A 20592-nucleotide genomic window follows, 5' to 3' on the forward strand; every position below is an offset into this window, starting at 1 on the left:
CGCCCATTGTCGTTACCCCATCATGCCACTCCGGTGTCCGCGATTATGATGAGTTGATGATTTCGGCAAACCAGGAGCGGACTTGCGTCACGTTTGCGCGGAGCTTTCATATTCATTGTCATGAACCGGAATGAGGCGACGCTCACATCCGGCGAAGCCCCTTCCTTTCCGCTTCCGTCAGCTGCCCCTTCGCGTCGCCGCGACCAAGGACCTGCACCGGTGATTTGTCATCGTAGCCGGTGGCCGGCGACACGCTCGACGTGTCATCGCCGTCGCGCAGGACACGTACGGAGATCTCGGACGGAAGCTTGTCGCGAGCGTCCGACTGTTGCTTGCGCGCCACGTCCTCGGCCGCCTGCGACGCGGCGGTAGCCGCGGCGCTGGCCGCATTCAATGCACCGATGTTGACCGCCGCCGTCACGGGCACGCCGATCGACTCGCCCTTGACCTGGATGTTGTCGGCATTGGCGACGCGCGCCGCCGCAATGACGAGATTGCCGGAAACCCGGATACCCGCGTCACCCGCATCCACCGTGCCGCGCGGTGCGATGAGATAGGCATTACCTGCCCTTGCACCCTCGACCGTCTGAAGCGTCGCGATTCCTGCGCCGCTCACCTGGCCCCGCGCATCGACACGGCACCATACGTCGAAATCACAGAGGAAGGTCGGCGGCGGTACCTCGCTGTTGGTCTTGGCGCCCTGACCGGCGTTGATGTCACCGTTGGAACTCCAGATCGTGACGTCGCCACCCTGTTCGGTGAATATCCGGCTCTGGGCCAGCAACAGACTGCGGTCGGTGAAGACGTTGACGTTGCCTGCTTCGAGGGTCAGCAGGCCCATGGAATTGGGACCGCCCGTTACCCTGCCCTGGCTGTCGACGAACTGCGCCGGTGCGGAAGTGCTGCCGATCAGCGCCTGTCCGCCCGGGCCCAGCAAGGTCACATCGCCGCCCTGCTGGGTCTGGATCGTCGAGCTGCGGATGTCGAGGTCACCGGTGTCCACCGTTGCAGCCGCACCGTTGAGGCCACCTTGCCCCGTACCGTTCGACGTATAACCCAGACTACTCGGGAACAGGCTGCCCAGGGCCGCGTAACCCCGGGCGTACTGTCCCGCATAAGGGCTCGACGCATCGTTGTAATCCGTGCCGACTTGCGCCAGTAGCTTGAAGAGCTCCTTCTCCGCGAACAGGCGCTGCACGATCTCAGGCTCATTGGCGAAGAGATCGCGAGCCTGCTGCTCCGTGAGCGAGACCGTCGTGTCGTCGACCACGTGGCCGGTGGCCGTGGCGTTGCCCGCGATGCGGCGCTGCATGAAGTCGACGAGGTCCGGCAGCAAACTGGGCAGGCCATCGGTGCCTTCAAGATAGTGTGCAAGGAAGGCGGCGGTGTCCACACCGGGTCCGACGCCGAAGTTCACCAGCACTTCGGCGCTTTCATGCGGCAGGAAGGGGTTATACAAGTTGCCAACGGCATCGATACCGGTCGGGTATGCGTTGCCACCCGAGGACAACGACGAGACGTCCGCCTGGCTGACGAAGGGACCGATATCGCGGCCCGCGTCCACCACTAAGGTACCCGGACCGCCCAAGAGAAGCGAGGGCGCGAGGGTGTACGACCAGCTATTAGGCACAGCGGAGTTGGCGCCGAATGGCGTGTCGTATATGTCGCGACCGGCCGAGACGCGCGTGATGTCGGCACGACGCGTGTGTTGCCCGATGAGCGACAGGTTGGCGACGTCGCGGCCTGCTCGTATGTCGGCCTGTTTCGAAGGAGCCAGCGTAAGGAGGTTGAAATAGAAGCCACCGGACCCGGCGAAGCCGTTCGTGATATCTCCGCTTACGGCGTAAACACGCACGGGTGTCGTATCGTCGGCGTGCAAGGCTTCGGGTTCATGCTCATCGCCTGACGTCAGCCCCAACCGATGGTCGTCGCGCACCCCAATGGGTTGGAGCGGCGACGGCATATCGCCCGGTGACGAATCGATCAATCCAAAGCTCTGTCCGTTCGAATCAAACGTCGTCCGCGCGAGGTGGATGTCGGCCGACGCGAGAAGGGTCAGGTTTCCCGTGGCGGACGGAAACAACTCGCCATTGGTACGGATATCCACGCTGCCGCTCAGCGCCTGGAGAGCGAAGCTCGAAGGCAGGTACGGACCCACGATGCCACTGGTACCCAGCAGCGGACTCGGTGCGAAAAGAGCGCCTGGCGAGAAAAGGCTGCCGAAAACGACGTCGCCGCTGGCCGAAGTCGCCGAGAACGACGACATCGTCGAGTAGCCCTGGCTGTCCGAATGGCCCGCGGGGAACAGCGATTCAATGTTTGCGGACCGGTAGTACGAGGGATCGTATACACCGCCGATATCCGTGCCCTGGCGAGAGTTGACGGTGAACCGGGCATCCTGCAGCGCGAACAGGGTGGACACCGGCGTCGTCACTTCCGTTCCGTCGAATGCCGCGCCCATGTCGAAGCTCGCAAGGGAAGGCGATGCGCCAATAGCCCCATCCGCGCGCACATCCGCCGTGCCCCTGGCCACGAAGTAAGTACCGCTCAGGATGTCGCCGCCCGCATGCACGGAGAGGTCGCCGCCGCCCACGGTGGTGATCGATTTGCCGTCCGGATTCTTGTACCAGGTAGTGGGAAGCGACACGGAGAGCTCGCTGACATCGCCACCGGCATCCACGTCGACGTTGCCGCCGACGCTCATTACACCCTGGTGGAAATTGGCGAAGTCGATGGACGAACGAGAGCCGTCGGCGGCGTTTCCGACCTGCATCCACTGCCACCAGTATTGCGCCACCGAAGTACCCGGCTCCGATTTCGTCTGCGAGCCATCGTCATCCAGCACATTCTGGATACTTGCGATATCGCCGCCGGCACGGAGGTGAACATCTCCAGCCTGATCGGGGTTGACCAATCCGTTGACCAGCATGTCGGGCTGCGTTTGGCCCACCTGCCCTGCGATTTCGGACGGCCTCACGACGCTGACGTCCGTATCCGCCGTCGTGCCTGCCGCCGGCGTACCCGCGGTGTATATCGTGGCCGGCGACGCGGTATCCAGCCACTGGATATCGCCGGAAGAAGCTATGTCGATGTCACCGGTACCCGTGCGGATGGTCGTCGGCATGAATACGGTCTTTCCGGAGAAGGGACCGTTCGGTGTCACGATGCTCGGGTCGGATACCGTGTCTTTGACCTCGAAGTGTCCATCCAGCCGGACATTTCCCGTCGAGGCCACCGACGTGGCCAGCGGATCGAGACCGTTGACGTCGGCGCCCGCTGCGAAGCGATACGACGTGCTCGGCCCACCAAGCAAGGTGGCCGAGGCCAGCGACGTGGCGTTGCCGAGCGTAGGCATGTTGGACGGTGAATTATCTGGCGCCGGCTTGCCGAAAGCGACGGCAGGAGGAGCCGAATTGTCCGCGTTCTCACGAGGAGCGAACGGCGCATAGAACAGCTGCGGCGTGTTTGTCGCAGGATCGGTGACGGTAAAGGCGACGGTCGTGAAGTAATTGAGGTGCCCGGCGAGGTACGTCGCATAGTCCTGAGACCATGTGCCGTAATCGGCAGCGACTGGGAGAAGCAGCGGCGAGGGCGTTTCATTCGTCCGAAGGCCGAATCCGAAGTTGCCTTGCAACCAGGCCAGGTAGTTGTCGGCGTAGTTCGAATAGTTCGCGAACGCGGTCGGCTGCGGTGCCTGAAGGGACGTTGGATTGTAACTGAGGAAGCCCGTGGTGCTGTTCGTCTGAATGAAGAAGGAGGACCACAAGGGATTGTCGGCGTCGCCGAACTCGCCGAGGTAGGCCTGATAATTTGCGTAGTACTGATCCGTCTGCTTGACCGCTGGTGCAATCAACGGCTGGTAATACGGATCCTTGCTGATGTCAGCCGTGCCACCGCCCGGCGTCATCCCATTTGCGGGGTCGCCGCTGGCCAGGTTGATCGATCCGTTCCAGGCGTGGTTGGCGTCGAGGTACGCCTGGGCCTTCTGGTATGCCGTGAGTGCAGCGGTGTACAGGGGGTTCGCAGGATTCGATTCTTTCGGCGCGAACGGCGCATAGAACAACTGCGGGATGTTCGATGCGGGGTCCGTGACCGTGAATGCAACCGTGGTGAAGTAATTGATGTGGTTGCCGATGTACGTGGCATAGTCCTGTGACCAGGCGCTATAGTCGCTTGCCACGGGCAGAAGCAGCGGTGACGGTGTTTCATTCGTCCGCATGCCGAAACCGAAATTACTCTGCAGCCAGGTCATGTAGTCGGCGGCATAAGTCGCATAGTCAGCGTAGGCTCCCGGCTGCGGGGCGACCAGCGACGTCGGGTTGTGGACCAGGAAACCCGTGGTGCTGTTCGTCTGGACGAAGAAGGACGACCACAAGAGGTTATCTGCGTCGCCGAACTCGCCGATGTACTGCTGGTAATTCGCATAGTAATCGTCGACCTGCCCCTTCGAGGGGGCCGTCAACGGCTGGTAGTACGGATCCTTGCTGATGTCAGCCACACCGCCGCCGGGCGTCATGCCGTTCGCCGGATCGCCGTCGGCGAGGTTGATCGTCCCATTCCAGGCGTCGTTGTTGGCGTCGAGATAATCGAGCGACTTCTGATAGCCGGCCAGTGCCGCTTCATAACGCGGGTCTTCGGGCGCCCCGGGAGCCGGAGGGTCGTTGAGGCCGGCACCATCATTCCGTTGATAGAAGCCGTCGGTAATGCTCGCGTCGAGGTCGAGGTTCCCTGCCGCGCGTACGGTCAGGATCGGTGCTTCACCGTTATAGCGGTAAGCCAGCTGCGGCTTTCCGTCGTTACCCGTAACACCCGCGCCGAGGTTCCAGTTGGTAACTACCTTGATGTCGCCACCGTTGGCACCATCGGCCGGATTGCGCAGTTCGATACCCGGACGCACGTGGACATTGGCGATCCCGTCGAAGCGATTGCCGAAGGTAAAGCCGGGCCGCTCCACGAAACCCATCAACGTACCGGGACCGTGCGTGGGATCGCCGTCGCGATAGCCGTAGAAGCCCGCGTGATCGATATTGATCGCGTCCGGCGTGAAGTAATATTTGTCGAGATAGTCCACCTGCTGGGCGGCATCGGCCGGCGGCGGCAATGCGTTACCCTTCCCGTCGACCCAGCTGCCCGGCACCATCGTCACGCCGTCACTGGCGAACCAGCCTGCCGGATCGATGACGCCATCGAAACGCTGCTGGTTGCTGGTGCCGTCCTTCGTGCTCCACACGGCAAACGGCTCGATGGTGACGTCGCGAGCGCCTTTGATCGACGCCGGATCGTCGATCGCTACCGGCACGTCCCCATCCACGAGCAGTGGCGCGCGAATGCTCAGCTTGCCCCCGGCAAAAGCCGTATCCGAACCACCCGAGACGTCGATCCGGGCGCCGGCGCCCACGTGGACGTACCCGGCATCCGTGCGCTCGACCTCCTCATAGCCGTAGGTCGGATCGGTCATGCCGTTGCCCGTACCCGTCGTGCCCAGCAGTACGTCGCCACCGCGCTGCTCCGGCGTAGTGACATGAGCATCCAGCCTGCCATCGATATCGACACCCCGGCGAGCCCACACCTCGATATGGCTGCCCGCCGGCGAGCTTGCATCCACGGTGCCGTCGATGCGCGCCTTGCCGCCGTTGGCGTACAGATAAACCTTCTGCGATTTGAGGGTCGTACTGCCGGATAGCAACAGGTCGCCCTGCCCGCTGGTGACATCCACCAGGCCCGTCGATCCGCTCGCCGCGACAAGCCCGGCCAGCGAATCGAGGTCGAGAGCACCGCCGGTGCCGATGGTGAAATAGCCTCCTCGATAGCCGTCTGCCGCGTGGCCGTCGTACGTGCCACCGAGTGCGAGCGCGCCGCCGGCAACGGCCTTGAAGGAACCGGCGTCGCCGGCTCCCATGGCACCGCCGTAGCGGACGGAGGCGCCATCGTCGATGGCGATATCGCCGGTGGCACTCAGCGCCAGGCTACCGCCCGGCGCGTACGCCGCCGTGTCGAAGAACTGGCGAGTCACGCCGCCGACATCGAGCGAGGTGCCCGCGTCCACATGGATGCCGCCCTGGATGGCGTCGAGGGTAAGGCCACCCGCCGCCGCCTTGAGATTCATGCTGTCGTCGATGCTGGCCGCGCGCAGGGTGAGTGAGCCACCCAGGCCATCGCGCGAAAGCGCCGTCCCCTCGAGGCCGTGCAGATTCATCGCGCCCTTGGTGGCCAGGGTCGAGGCCGAGCCGCCGTCGGCGACGAATACCGGCGCCGACAGGTCCACGGAGGCCGCGCCAAAGTCCATGCCGCCCTGCGCCACCGCGACGATGCCGGAAGTCGCTGAGCCGTCGAAGGCGCCGAAGCCGCGCAACGTTGTCGCGCCCTGGCCAAAGTCGATCTCGTTCGCATCGACGCTGAGGGTACCGTCGCCTGCCAGCGCATTACCCGTCGCAGCGCCCAGCAGGTTCGCGAAGCCGATCGTGCCGGCGTGCAGGCTTACATCATGGCCATCGCCGGTGATCCCTCCCGCGCTCAACACCAGGCTATTGTCGACGGCGACGTCCTGCGCACCGAGGAAATCGATGTTTCCGCGGCTACGCAACGTGACCGAATCGGAACCGCGCCACTGCGCCAGGGTCGCGGCGCCAATGGCCAGGCCATCCGTCGGTGCAATCGTATCCGTGCCGACGAAGGCGATGCGATTGGCTGTGGCGTCAATGTTCTTGCCGGACAGCAGCGCATTGTCGTCCACGCGCACGCGGCCGGTGGCATCCAGCGAAAGAGCGTTGCCGCCCGCGACCGTCGCACCGGCACCGATTGTCAGCGTGCCACCTGGAGAACTTGGATCCAGGCCCAGGCGGGAGACAGGTGCCGCGCCGTTCTGCGAGACGCGCAATAGTGCGCCATCGCCGTCGATCGCCGATACCGGCGTTCCGCTGGCATCGTTACCGGCCTTACGTCCGAACACTACGGGCTGGCTGGCGACCGGGTTGCCGTCACCCCGCGCGGCGAGAACGCTGCCGCTCTCGAGGATGATGCCGTCGCCGGCGGCACCGGCCACGAGCAGGATCTCCTGCCCGGCCAGGGGGTGCGCGGCATCGTTGGACAGCAAAATTGAATTGGCGGTCACGTCGACGTGATCGCCGTCGGTGTCGCTGCGGCGCGTGCCGCCAAGGAGCAGGCTACCCGCGCCCAGTGTGGTGAGTCCGTCCGCCGAGATGCCCAGATAGCCGTCGCGCGCGGTCTCTTCCGCGCCAAGGATCTGGATGGCCTGGCCAGCGATGTCCACCTGCGAGGTGCGCCCTCCCTTGTCGGGCGTGGCGTCCAGCGTGGCACCGAGGTCCAGCTGGTGCCCGGCTCCGATCTGCAGCCGCCCGGCGTCCGCCGCCAGGGCCGGCGCCACCTGGCCCTTCTTGGCGGCCGCGGCATTGAAGAAGCTATCTGCGTCGGTCAGGCGGTATTGCGAGTACTGCTGCCAGGTGTCCGCCGACTGCACCACGAAGGTGGTCGTGCGCGCATCGTGCGCGCCCGTGAACGCATCGCCATAGTAACCACCCACGGCATAGCCGCCGTCCGCAAATGCCGCGGCACGGCCGACGACGGCATCGCGAGACCCCGTCTGATAGATGCGCAACGCGCCAGGCAGCGTGGCGTACTGCGCGGGCAACAGCGTGTAGTAACCGGCGTCCAGGCCCGGCACACCGGAGAGATACACCTGGCGACCGGCACCGGGTTGGATCACACCGTTGGCATCCATCGCCATGTCGGTCGCCGCTACGGCACTCTGATGACCCGGGAGGATCGCGTAGACCGTCGCGCCGTTCGGCGCCGTCGCGAGCAGGTCGCGCGTACCGCCAGTGCCGGGTACGAATTCCGAGGCCTGCAGGTGTCCACCGCCGTCGAGGTCGACGGTCGCGCCCGCATCGAGCGCCACGGTATCTCCCTGCACTTCGATCTGCTTGGCAGGCGGTGTACCGACGATGGGAGCGGATGTGCCGGAACGCAGGAGGTAGCGCCAGTCCACGCCGTCCACGGTGTTGCCATAGGGAACGGTAAGACCGTCAAGCGACACGGAGGTGACGCTGCCGGGCGCCAAATGAACGCTCTTCGTGGCTGCCAGGGCAGGCAGACTGGCTGGGAGGCCGAAATCGATGACGGCCGACGCCGGATCGCTCGTGCCCAGCACGATGCTGCCCGACGGCACGCGGATCGTGCCCTGCTGTTCGATGTGATCGGCGCTGACGAGGAGCGCGCCACCGGCAGACAATGGCGCGGTCGATGCCTTGCCGGACGGAAGGAAGGTAACGGTCGTTTCGCGCGTGTTGCCTTCCGCATCGGGCAGACCCGATGCATTCGCATCGATGGCGAAGCGATACGCACTGGTGGGATACACCTGCCCGGCAGAGAAAACGAGGTCGCCGGTGGAGAACAGCATGCCCGGCTGGACCTTGGAACCATCCAACGAAGCCAACGACGACGGTAGCGTGAAGCGCAGGTCGTCGCTTGCGTTGAATTGGGCCTGACGCCAGCCTTGCAGGTTGACCATGCCTCCCATGTCGACGGTGGCGGCATGGATATCGAGGATGCCGTCGCCCGCCGCCGCCGTGACGGGAGCAGCCGCCATGCCGGTTATTTGCACATAAGGCGCGTTGATGCTCACATGGCCCGCGCCCTCCAGGAAGCCTTTCGGGAGATCGATGCTTGCGGCATTCCCCGGCAGTGCCTCGATGATGGGAGCATTGATCACGACCTCGCGGGCGAGATCAAGGTTCACATCCCCGGCAAAAGCAACCGAGTCACTGCCCAACTGCAAGCCAGCCACGCCCGATCCCTTGAGGACGTCGGCTGCAAACGTCAGCGTGCCGTCTGCGCCAAAGGTGCCGCCATCGCTCGCATCGCTCGCGGCAAACGCTGGTTTGCCAGCGTACGACTGGCGCACGAGAATGCCCTTCGCGGTTACCTTGGCGAAGGGGTCAGACGTAGTGAGCGAGGCTATCTGCAGGGAGCCTCCGTCCGCCCATGCCGAGCCACCGTGGGCATCAAGTGTCGCGCCGACATAAAGGCCAGCCGAAGCACCGAACATGATGCTGCCGGCATCGCTCCAGACCGCCGTGGGTTCCGCGTCCACCGTGACGCCATTGAGCCGGTGGGACGCGCTCGGAAGATCAAAGGTAGACGCCGCACCGGAGACATCGATGCGAGCGCCGTCGTCGGCGATCAGGAAGGTCTCGTCGGAGCCCGTCAACGCCACGGAACCGCCCGCCAGGACATCGCCCAGGCGCGGGACTGTCCGGCCAGCCGGGCCGTTGGCTGGTGCTACGTGACTATTCAGCAACGCAACGCCGCTGGCATCGAGCACGGCACCATCATCGACCCGTACGCGCGAGGTCAGCCCCGTATCCGCCACGGCCGGAAGCGCCGTGAGGTTGATGGTACCGCCGTGCGCTGTCAGACGGCCGCCTACTTCCACGCTGTGCCAAGCGGAGATATCGATCAGGCCTTGCGCATCCACATCCACGGTGGCGTCGTTGCCGACGGTGGCCGTGCCGGATACGTTCGGCACGTCGCGAGGACCACTGGTCGGGTCACCTACCACAATCGCCCAATTGAGATAGTCACCTGCCCGTATCGTTATGCCTGGCGCCTGGTCCGCAGATGCGCCTCGCGTCGCCCATCGTTGCCAATCGTCCAGAAAGCCGACGCCCGTCACCCCGGGCGTCGCGTACAGATCGGCATCGCTACCAACACCGCGTAGCGCATCGAGATCGGCCAGCATATTTGCTGGGCGCACCAATACGTGCGCGCCGTCCGCGACGGTCGCATCGGTCACCGAATCGAGGTTGTAACGACTGAAGCCCTGCCCGCTGAAAAACTCGGGAGACAGCCACAGACCGTTCGCGAGCGACATGTTCGATGGATCGCCACCCACTTGAATCTGCGCGGCACGCAGCGTCAATGCGCCGCCGCCGGAAAATCCCCAGCTGCGAATCGTGCCGTCCAAGCCAATCCGCCCACTGCCGAAGGAAGCCGGCGGAGTACCGATAGGGTCCCAGGCTGAGGAACCGGGTTTCTGGAGATAGGTTTGTATCGAGAGATTGCCACCCCGCCCAGCCGGTACGCCGTCATTGAGGCTGACGTCTCCACGCGTATTCACGTAGCCACCGCCCGAGACGTCGACCACGCTCCCCTGCTGCAGGAAAATCGAACCCGTACCGTCGCTGTTCCTCCCGCTGACCGCCTGGATCGTGGCAAGCGTCACGTTGCCGCCATTGATCCACCGATCGCCCCTGGCTTGATCGGCGTGCAATCCAGTGTCATTCACCCATTGGCCGCGTGCGCTAAGCAGCGCGCCATCGTGAAGGGTGATGTCCGCGTCCTGGACCGATGCAGTCAACGCTTGACCCGGCGCCTGGGTGGGAGCGCCCGTCGTGATCGAGATGTTCCCTGCAGGTGCCTCGATGCTGCCATAGATGTCCACGCGCGAACCGGCGATCGACACACTTCCACCCGGTTGCAACGCGAGGTGGGTCCCGGCGGTCTCCTCGACGGCGGAAGTCGCCGTCAGATCGACCGTGCTGAAGCCGGCCTTACCCAATGTGTCCGCACTGACGACCATCCATGGCGCGTCCAGACTTGCCGCCACATCGACGTCGCTCCAAAGCGTATCGCGATTGAAACCCGGCAAGAGCGACTCGAGCGTACGCGACACCTGCTGTATCCGAAGGCCGCCCCTGCCTCCGAGGCCACCGCCGGGGTTGACCATATCGAAGGCAAACGTGCCGCCATCCGGCTGAGTGCCGTCGCCCTTCTGCCGTGTTCCTGGCGTTGCCTCGGCCGAGATATCGCCGTCAAGCACCAGAGCCGTATTCGCATGCACCGTCATCGTGCCGGCATCCGCGCCCTTGACGAAGCCTTCCTGGTAACGGCGGGTGCCACCCATGACGGGTGAGTTATAGGTTTCGCTCACACCCCAGCGACTATGCGTGCTGGTGTATTGGCCAGCGAATCCAACGTAGGCGACGTCAGGATTGGCGGACTCGATGTTATAGATGCGCCCGTCCGCCCCAAGAAGGTTCGGCGTGCTGATCCATCCCGACTGGTAGGCGAGATAACCACCATCCAATGCCATGTGCGAGCCCGTGCGCGCTATGACCTGGTTGCCATCCAGCGCGATGGACCCTCCGTGCGTCAGCATCTGGTCGATGTCGCGCGGAACGTTCTGCACGTAGCCCGCCGCGTTGAGGATGGGGCTGCCGATCCAGTTCAGGCCGTCCGCTCGTATACCCGACACCGAGCTGTCCAGCATGATGTTCTTTTGCGTATAGAGGAAGCTGTTGCGCAGAAGCGGCGAATCGGCAAGCTCGTTCTGGCCGATGCGAGGGATACTGACGAGCAGCGCCGACATGGGCAGTTCCACATCCGCGAGGCCAGAAACATCGATGGTGGCTCCCCCATCGATGTAAATCCTGCCTTCGTTGGGCTGCGGAGATTGTCCGCCCCGGGCCAGGGCCTGCAGCGAAACCTTGCCACCCGGCACCTCGATCAGCGAACCGCCGTCGAGCGTAACTCTCGATCCGGACACCGTAACGCTACCCGGCACGAAGACCTTGTCGGCCTCCGGTGTGGAGGTCGTCGTCGTCCCGTCTTTCTCGGGTAATACAGCCGTGACCGAGCCCGCACCAAACTCGACCGGTCCGAGGCCCAGGCCTGCGACGCCTTGAATGTTGATGCTGCCGGGCCGAGCGATACTGGTGGATGTCACGACCACGCCATCCTGTGCGATCTGGGGACCCACGATGGTGATCGACCCACGACGCGCCTGGATCAGGCCGGTGTTCCCAATGCTGTCCGAGGGACCGCTCGCCACGATGCCACTGGGCGTGAGCGCAAGGCCGTTGGCCGAATTTGCACCGTCGAGCTCCCGGGCCGACGCAAGGAGCACCTGACCATCGTCCGCCACGATCGCGCCATGGTTGGCGACTTTGGGTGCCGCCAGAAGTACGAAACCGTCGCTGCCTGCGGTAAGCGACGCGCCCTTCTCCACGACCACACCGGTGCCGTCGGCCGTGGACGTATCGGCCAGAAGCACCGGCAGGGTGAGGCGCTGGCCGATGCCCGAATTGAGGAACGTATCGTTACTCGTCTTCAGATCCTTCGAGAACAGATACATCGAGCTCGCCATCAGCGAGTGTGTGTCCACCTGCGCACCCTGCCCGAAAATGACCCCATTCCGGTTCAACAGATAAACCGTACCCTCGGCCTTCATCTTGCCAAGGATCTGACTCGGACTAGCCGACGGATCGTTCACCCGGTTCAACGCAATCCAATCGTTCCCGCCACCCGTGAGGTTGCCGCCCGACTGGTTGAAATACAGCGTTGTATCGCGTCCGACATTGAAGCTATCCCAAGTCAGGATCGCCTTCTTGGCAGTCTGCTTCACCTCCACCGTATGCTTGCCACCCGCCACCGTATCGGTAGGCGCATTGGCGTTCTGCCACAACGACGGATCCGCGGCGATGCCGGCGGCCGGCTTCAGGCCGCCTTCGACGAGACCGTCGGGCACCTTGGACACCAGCTGCGCCGCGGCGGCCTGCGCGTCCTTCTGCTGCTGCATCTGCGCCGCGAGCGCGGCGGCGGCGTTGTTGAGGTTCTGGATGGAATTCTGGACGCGCTGCTGCAGGAGCGCGCTGCCCGGGGTGAAGCTGACGTTGTTGCCGTTGTTGGCAGCGGCGGACGGCGCCGAAGGCGGACGTGCGCCCGGCTGCTTCGTCGCGAACCATGCCTGGCTGAAGGCGGGCGGCGTCGTGCCGGCGTGCGCCATGCCGGTGCCGAACAAGGCCATGGCGATGAACTGGCACATGGCCCGGCGGTGCAGGGTCGGCCGGGGCTTGACGGGAGCCGGGCGGCGGATGTCGTTGGGGGTCTTGGTACGCACGATCATGACTGACCTCGGAAAGCAGAATGCGGCGTCGTTGCGCCGCGGTGTCGGTTGGCGGCGGTCACGGTGCGTTCCCGCCCGCGAAGTCACCGGTCATCGTCGCCACTTCATCGTTCAATTCGGGCAGCGCGGCGAGCTCCCTGAGCTCCTCCTCGCTGAGTTCGCGCAGCACCGCGCGGATCGCCAGGCGGCGGCCGTCGTGGAGCCACGCGTTGAGCACGCTGGCGATCGCGCGGATCGTCGGGAGTGCCGTTTCGTCCAGTTGCGGCTTGCGGTGACGCAGCCGGTCTTCCACCGCGTAGAGCACGCGCGAACCCAGGAAGGCCGAGGACTCGCGCACCAGCTTTTCCAATGCTTCGCGCGAGCAGCGGTCCATCAGGACTTCTGCCGCCCTGCCCTGGCGAGCCGCGAAAAGCTGGCGGAGCATTTCGGCCAGGGCGTGCATGCAGTTCATGCCACAGATGCGCGCGTCGGCCGCGGCGCGGGCGCGCGACGTGCGCGGCCGCTGCGCGTGGTAGACGGGCAGCGACGCGGCGTCATGGTCCGGGTACATGGCCGATCTCGCCGGACCCATGGGGACGTCCGTGTCCGGTGCGGTGTCCCACGCCTTCCATTGCGCCCCACCACTGGGCAGACCTGTTCCGCTTCATGGCGTGGCCGATGCCTGGCCGGTGCGCGGATCGAAGCGCTGTTCGTATAACTTGTCGCCGAAGGACTGGGCCGCGTTCTCCAGTCTGGCCCTCGCCTTCGCGGCGAAGGGCTGACGCGAGGCGACCACGTCGCCCATGTCGATGTTCTCGTAAGCCGAAATCACCTCCTGGCCCACGCGATACATCTGCACGTTGCGTGCGGTGCAGGCGTCCACCTGCCCCTTTGCGGCATCCAGTTCCTTCGCCAGCCGCGCCCGCTCGATCTCGGCGGTGCGCAGGGCGACGGCGATGGAGCCCGCGTCGGCCTTGCCGCGCTGGAGTTCGGCCTCGGCTGCCTCGCGCTTCTGGCGCTCCGCGGCCAGCGCCCGGCTGGTGTCGGGCGACACACCGGTCGCGTTCTTCGCCGCCGCGCGTGCCGCCTCGGCCCCCTTCTTCGCGTCGTCGCGCTCTTTCTCGAGCGCCGCCTTCTCCGAAGCCCACTGCGATTGCTGTGCCTGCAGGTCCTGCAGCTGCGTGCGCGCTTCGCGCAACTGGTCGCGGATGCGGCTTTCCAGGCTGGCGGTCTGCGCCTGTGCCGCCGGCAAGGCGGTGAGCAGGGCCAGTGCGATGAGGGTGCGTTTCATGTCGCCTCCTTAGAATCGCGCATTCATTTCAAGCTGGAAGACGTCGATCGAGAGCGGCGGCCCGAAGACCTCCTTCGCGTTGAAGTAGCGCGCGCTCAGCCATGCGTACGGCGAGATACCGTAGCTTCCACCGAGGATGAAGCCCTTGGCATTGGTGCCGCCCAGGTGGAAATCGGTGTCGGTCAGGCCATCGAGGGTCGCGTCCGGCTGCAGGTACTTGTAAGCCAGGGCCACGTTCCAGTCGCCCGCGGCGTGCGGGTTCACGTCGCCGAGGGTGGCGCGAACCATCCAGCCCACCGGACCGCTCTTGTACGTGTTCTCGCTGAAGTCGCCGGCACCGAAGTTGTTCACCAGGCGGTTGATGCCTACGTCGCTGCGGAAAGCATCGCGGCGGTGGTAAGCGAGGTTGCGGATGTAGTCGGCTTCGATGCGCAGTGGCGTATCGGCCACCTTCATGTCGAGCTGCGTGTTCGCATCGGCCACGTGGTAGTCGTAAACCAGGCCCACGAATTGCGGCTGGGCGTAGCTGGACGGCGAGTTCGGATCCGGCACGATGTCGCGCAGGAGGAACAGCGAATTGCCCTTCTGCATGAAGGCCGACCGGGTGGTATCGGTATCGCAGAAGGTCACGCCGAGGTAGATCGAGCACGGCGACGACAGCTGGCCGCGCATGTGGTCGAAGCGGTAGTAGGCCAGGGCCAGCTTCCACTCCGTATCCTCGTTGAACCTCCAGCTGCCGCCGAGCTGGGCGCCGGTCATCCACTTGTCGCGGCTTGGGTTCTTGATCCCCTGCTGCGACGGGAAATCATCCGCCTGGTATTCGATAGGGAACATGCCCACGTTCGCGAACGTGCCGATCTCTTCGCTCAGCGGCACGTTGAATTTGCCGACGATGCCGTCGAAGTTCAGGTCGTTCGAATAGACCAGGTCCGTGCTCATGAACGGGTTCGGCATGCGGCCGCCGATGACCTGCGCCCATGACGTCGGCTTCCACGCCAGCCAGGCCTGGTCGAGCCAGAGGTCCTTCTTCGCCAGACCGCCGCCGAGCGTCTGCGTGGTGGAGACCGGATTGTTGTCGTTGCCGGTGCCGATGCGGATGCCGGCGCTCACGTGCTCGCCGAGATCCACGTTCACGCCGAGACGGGCGCGGATGCGCAGCGAATTCGTGCGGTTCTCCAATGTGTTCAGCAGCGGCGGCGGGTTCGCGCCGTTCAGGTCATAGGGGCCGGTGCGGTTCAGCTGCGCAAAGTCCACGACGGGATAGGCATTGCCCTTGTCGAAGTAATGGAACTCGTCGCGCACGCGCATGTCGCCCGACCAGCTGATGCGGTCGAGCCACTCGGGCAGCTTGCCGGGCTCGGCCCAGTGCTCGCTCTTCGCCTGCGCCACCACTTCCTGGCGCAGCTCGTCCTTGATCTGGTTGCGTACCACCTCCGGCACATAGGTCACGCGCACCTGGCCCGGCGTGGCCGGCGCGGCGTTGGCAGTACCCGCCAGCTTCTGCGCCTGGGCAGCTTCGGCGTTGGCCTGGGCGATGAGGCCGTCGGCGTCAGACTGCGTCAGCACGCCACGCTTCACCAGGAGGCGCACAAGGTTGATGGTGGCGTTGTCAGACGGCGCACTCTGTGCGTGCGCGCCGCCGGCGCAGAGCGCCAGCGCGATGGCGGCCGTCAGCATGGCCCGTGCGGGACGGTGGCGGGCCTTTCCGATGGTCATGCGAACTCTCCGGGTGTGTAGTGTGTTGACGGCGCTCATGCGGGACGCTTCCCGCGGATGGCGACGCGCAAGGGGAAGCGTAGGGACGACGGCGGGGCCACCTCGATGCGCGGCATCGCGCGCAAGGCGTCCATCAGAGCCGCGTCGGTTTTTTCGTTGCCGCTGGAGCCGACCAGTTCGGCGCGCGTGAGGCGCCCCTCGGCGTCCAGCCATACGTCCGCGCGCACGTCGAACACGAGGCGGTTCACCCGGTCGTCGCGCTGCACGGCCTGCTGGATGGCGTAACCGAGGTACTGGTCGTAGCTGCCGGTGCCGGTACCTGTGCCGCCACCGGAACCCATCATGCCGCCGCCGTCGCCGGCGCCGATATTGAAGGCGTCGCTGCCGGCCTGGGCATCGCCGTTGATCGTCACGTTCTTCGCCACGTCGTTGCTCGGCTTCGGTGCGTCGACGGGCTTCTGCGGAAGCTCCTGCGGTTTCTCGACCGGCTTCATCTCCTCCTCCACCTTCTTCGGCTCCGGCGGCTTTTCCTTCGGCGGCGGGGGCGGTGGCGGCAAGGGTGTGATCGTGGCGATGCGCGGCGCCTCGCGCCGCACGCCGACGCTGCTGCCGGCGAAATGCCAGATCAGCGCGGCAAGCAGCAGCACGACGGCGCCGCCGAGCACGGGACCGAGCCAGCGGCGCCGGCGACGGCGTTGGTAAGGCTGCGTCGTCACGCGTTCATCCCTTCGGCGACTTGCCGGTGACCAGGCCGACTTGCGGCAGGTCCACGCGGCGCAGCAGGTCCAGCACGTCCATCACCTTCTGGTACTGGACGGTGGAATCGCCCTTCACCACCACCGGGAAATCCGGATTGATCGCCTTGAGCGAGCGCAGGCGCTGCTCGAGTTCGTCGATGGTGACCGGGTAAGCGTCGAGGAACACCTGGCCCGAATCGGCGATGGTGATGGCCTTGGTCTGCGGCTTGGCCATGCTCACCGCAGCGCTGGCCTTGGGCAGGTTCACCTTGATGCCCTGCACCGACGCAGTGGTCATGATGATGAAGATGACGAGCAACACGTACGCCAGGTCGAGCATCGGCGTGATGTTGATGTCGTCGTACGGCTTGTCGTCGTCTTGTGCGCGCATGCTCCGTTCCTCAGGCCGCGACGGCGGAAGGCTTGACGGTGCGCTGCTGCTCCGCAAGGCGCGTCACGAACTCGTCCACGAACACCTGCATGTTCGCGGTGACGTTCTTGTTGCGGATCAGGAGATAGTTGTAGCCGAACAGCGCCGGGATCGCGACGAACAGGCCGGCCACGGTGGCGAGCAGCGCGGCCGCGATACCCGGGGCGATGGCGTTCACGTTGACGTCGCCCGCCGCGGCGATGGCCGCGAAGGTGATCATCACGCCCACCACGGTACCGAGCAGGCCGAGGAAGGGGCCGCCCGAGATGGCGATGGTGAGCAGCACCATCGACTTCGACAGCGCCTGGTTCTCGCGCACCAGCACCGAGTCCATGGTGGCGCGGATGGCCTCGATGGATTCGGAAGCGATGTGGTCGTGGCCGTCTTCGTCGCGGCGGTTCCACACTTCCGCGGCGCCGACCTTGTACAGGCGGTAGAGCGAAGCGTCGTTGAGACGCGCGGCAGCCGGGTCCCGCGACAGCGCGAGTATGTTGCGACCCTGCTGGCGGAACGCCTCGAGGAAATCCTCGTTCGCGCGGCTTACCTTGTTCACGTAGGCGGCGCGCTGCCACATCACCAGCCAGGAGATCGCGGCCATGATGAGCAGGATGCCGATGACCACCCAGGCGTCGGCAGTGACCGACTTCACGATGATGCCGAAGTAGCCGAAGCCCACGCCCGACTGCTTCTCGTCGGCGCCATAGCTCAGCAGCTTCGATTCCGCGCCCTGCGCCTGGGCGTCCACGGCGATGAGCGTCGCCGGACGGGCGACTCGCGACAGACGTACTTCATCGAGCATGCCGGTGAACGGCACGAAGGTGTCGGCCTGGCCGGCGATGTCGCCGCCGAGGGTGGCCTGGCTGGTCATCGCCGGCAGCTTCGCGGCGAGCCTGGCATAGGGGCGGCCATCGACATACAACTCGATGTCGTTACCCGTGGCGGTGACCGCGAGGTGCGTCCAGCTGCCGGCCTTGATCGCTTCGCCGGCGGGGCTGCTGGCGTCGTCCACCTGCACGAAGGGCACGCCGTTGTCGAGGCCGACGAACAGCTTCTGGTCGCCCTGGCGGCGCGCGTAGATCACCGTGCGGCCGGCCGGCATCGGATCGGGCTTGACCCAGCCGCTGAAGGTGAAGCTGCCGCCCTCGGCCACGTTCATCGACACGCTGCCCGGCAGCGTCACGATCTTCGAGCCGTCGAAGCGCGCCGCCTTGCCGATGATGCCGTCGGCGGTGAGGACATCGTTGCCCACGGCGTTGTTGGCATAGGCCGTCGCGTCGCGCGGCGGTGTGCCCGCGGCTTCCTCGAAGTGGTAGACGGCGGCGTAGTCCGCGTCGAACACCGCGCCGGCCTTCTCGCCACCCTGGGCCTTCGGGTTGCCGTAGTACATCCAGATCTGCTGCTGGCTGTCCGCGCCCAGCTGGGGCACGTCCACCCAGACCAGGGCCACGCCCAGCACGGGGTCGAAGCTTTCGATCTGGTAGTTCAGCGGGGTCTTGTCATCGGCGGCGACGAAGCGCACGTCGGCACCGCTCTCGGAGACGCCGTCGAAGGTGAAGTTGCCCGAGTGCAGGCGCACCAGCAACGGCACACGGCCCGCCGCGGTGGCGACATTGCCGCCCTTGGCGGTGGTGTCCACGGTGATGGCCTTGCGGAAGGCGAAGTCCTGGTTCCACCACGAGGCGTCGGCATAGGCCGCCGGCACCCAGCCGAGGAGCAGCAAGCAGGTCAGTAGCAAGAGTCGAGTCACGGTAATACCCCTGGAATGTCTGTGCTCCGACCTGCCGGTCAGAGATCTGCCTTGAGCGAAAAATGGATGCGCGTGTCGTGCGCCCGCGTCGCCTGCCCGTCCTTGAACGGATAAGCGATCTCGAACGCGCCGGTGGCGATGTTGAAAATCTGGAAACGGGTGCCGAGGCCCGCGCTGGAAAGATTGAAGCTGCGCACGCGCGTGCTGCCCGCGTCCGGCTTGGCCGGATCGACGAGGCTCGGCAGCGCGTTCATCAGCACCAGGTGCGCGGCATCGACGAAGGCATGCAGGCGCAGGTCGTTCACCCACTCGCCCAGATGCGAGGCGATCGACGGCGAGCGCAGTTCCAGCGAGCCGATGGCGCCGTGGTCCGCGGTCTGTTCTGCCTCGAGGTAGCCGCGCACGGTGCTCTCGCCGCCGGCCGCGTACTGCTCGCTGGAAATCAGCGACGAATTCGACAGCTGCATGCCGAGCCGCCCGGCGATGGAGAAGCCGCTGTCCAGCGTGCGCGTATGGCCGCCATCCACCTTCACGTAGAAGAAGTTGGCCCGGGCCTTGTAGCGCTGGTTGGCGAACTCCGCGGCGCTGCTGCCGCCCGCGCGGAAGCCAACCGTGCCGCCAATGGCGATGGTGCTCGACGACTGCTCGCCGAACGACTGACCCTGATAGGTCACGTTGAGCGGGATATAGGTGATCGGCGCCTTCGAGGTCTGGTCTGCCAGGCTGATGTTCTGGTCGAAGTGCTTGCGCGTCAGGCCCATCGACAGCGACTGCGAATACTCACCATGCGTCGGGAGGTTGCGGATGATGTTGAAGCCGACCGCGTTACCCTTACCGAGCACGGTGGTGCCGCCCACCGCGTTGGCGTTGCTGTTCGACTTATACGCGGAGGCCAGCAGGTTCCACTCGCCGCCCAGCGGAATCATGTACGAACCGGCCCAGACTTCGGCCGCGTCGCGATCCTGCGGCGCCACGATGTAGGTGAGCGAGGCCGACTGGCCCTTCTGGAACAGGTTGTCGTCGCGCACGCTTGCCACGGTACGCAGTTCCGGCGTGTTCACGCTGTGGTCGTTGTTGACTTCCAGGCTTGCGTGCCAGGGCGACGGATCGGTGACCTTGAGGGTCACGTCCATCGTCTGCGGCAGCTTGCCCGGGGTCAGCACCGGCAGCACTTGCGCGCCGCTGTGGCGATTCACGTCGGTAAGCTGTTGCTGGGCCTGCTTGAAGTCCGGTACCTCGCCCTCACGCAGCGCGGGCACGGCGTCGCGGATGTCCTTCGGCGAACGGTACGTGGCGCCCTCCACGCGCACGCGGCCGATGACATTCTCCGTCACCTGGAAGCGGATCACGCCGCCTTTCACCTGCTGCTGCGGCAGGTCCACCACCACCGACTGGTAACCGTGCGCCTGATAGGCCTTCTGCAAGGCGTCGCGGGCCGCGGTCACGTCGTTCATCGACTTGCCCGGACCGAGGAATGGGTACACCGCCGTCTCGATATCCAGGGCCTGGAGCGCGGTGTTGCCATCAACGACGTATTCGTTCACGTCGAACGACGTGGGCGCGTCCTGGGCCATCGCATTCGCCGCGAGGCCGAGGGACACGGCCAACGCGAGCGCATGCGCCCGCCGGTGGGCCGCGACACGCCTCATGCGTTCACCCGTACTGCTCGTGCTTGCACGCTCGATCCCCTGCTGTTCCGTTTGCCCACAAGACGCGCGGGCACGGGTGGCACTGAACCGTTGTCATAAAAAATTCACGAGCCGCGGTGCG

General features: G+C 65.3%; 8 protein-coding genes. All 8 read right to left on the reverse strand.

All coding sequences use genetic code 11. The annotated features are described in order from the left end of the window. Positions 1-142: 142 nt before the first annotated feature. Positions 143-12922 carry a filamentous haemagglutinin family protein gene (locus tag ACR9ZH_RS08970; RefSeq protein WP_481290416.1) on the reverse strand — a complete coding sequence of 4260 codons (12780 nt, stop codon included), beginning with the start codon at positions 12920-12922 and terminating at the stop codon, positions 143-145. A 58-nt stretch (positions 12923-12980) separates the two neighbouring features. Beyond that, complete coding sequence (locus ACR9ZH_RS08975) at positions 12981-13493, reverse strand: hypothetical protein (RefSeq protein ID WP_481290417.1); 513 nt, start codon at positions 13491-13493, stop codon at positions 12981-12983. A 72-nt stretch (positions 13494-13565) separates the two neighbouring features. Further along, positions 13566-14192, reverse strand: coding sequence for a hypothetical protein (locus tag ACR9ZH_RS08980; protein ID WP_481290418.1), 627 nt, complete (start codon positions 14190-14192; stop codon positions 13566-13568). Positions 14193-14201: 9 nt separating this feature from the next. Further along, entirely contained in the window at positions 14202-15908 is a 1707-nt protein-coding gene (locus ACR9ZH_RS08985; protein ID WP_481290419.1) for a putative porin, read from the reverse strand. 35 nt (positions 15909-15943) lie between these two features. Next, positions 15944-16624 carry an energy transducer TonB family protein gene (locus tag ACR9ZH_RS08990; protein ID WP_481290420.1) on the reverse strand — a complete coding sequence of 227 codons (681 nt, stop codon included), beginning with the start codon at positions 16622-16624 and terminating at the stop codon, positions 15944-15946. Positions 16625-16628: 4 nt separating this feature from the next. Further along, a complete protein-coding gene (locus ACR9ZH_RS08995) occupies positions 16629-17036 on the reverse strand; it encodes an ExbD/TolR family protein (RefSeq protein WP_481290421.1) in 408 nt (135 codons plus the stop codon). A 10-nt stretch (positions 17037-17046) separates the two neighbouring features. Next, positions 17047-18822 carry a DUF2341 domain-containing protein gene (locus tag ACR9ZH_RS09000; protein ID WP_481290422.1) on the reverse strand — a complete coding sequence of 592 codons (1776 nt, stop codon included), beginning with the start codon at positions 18820-18822 and terminating at the stop codon, positions 17047-17049. Positions 18823-18860: 38 nt separating this feature from the next. Beyond that, positions 18861-20471: a ShlB/FhaC/HecB family hemolysin secretion/activation protein gene (locus ACR9ZH_RS09005; protein WP_481290423.1), complete on the reverse strand. Its 1611-nt coding sequence runs from the start codon at positions 20469-20471 to the stop codon at positions 18861-18863. Positions 20472-20592: the final 121 nt, after the last annotated feature.

The sequence above is a fragment of the Luteibacter sp. SVR4-7G genome, assembly GCF_056755555.1.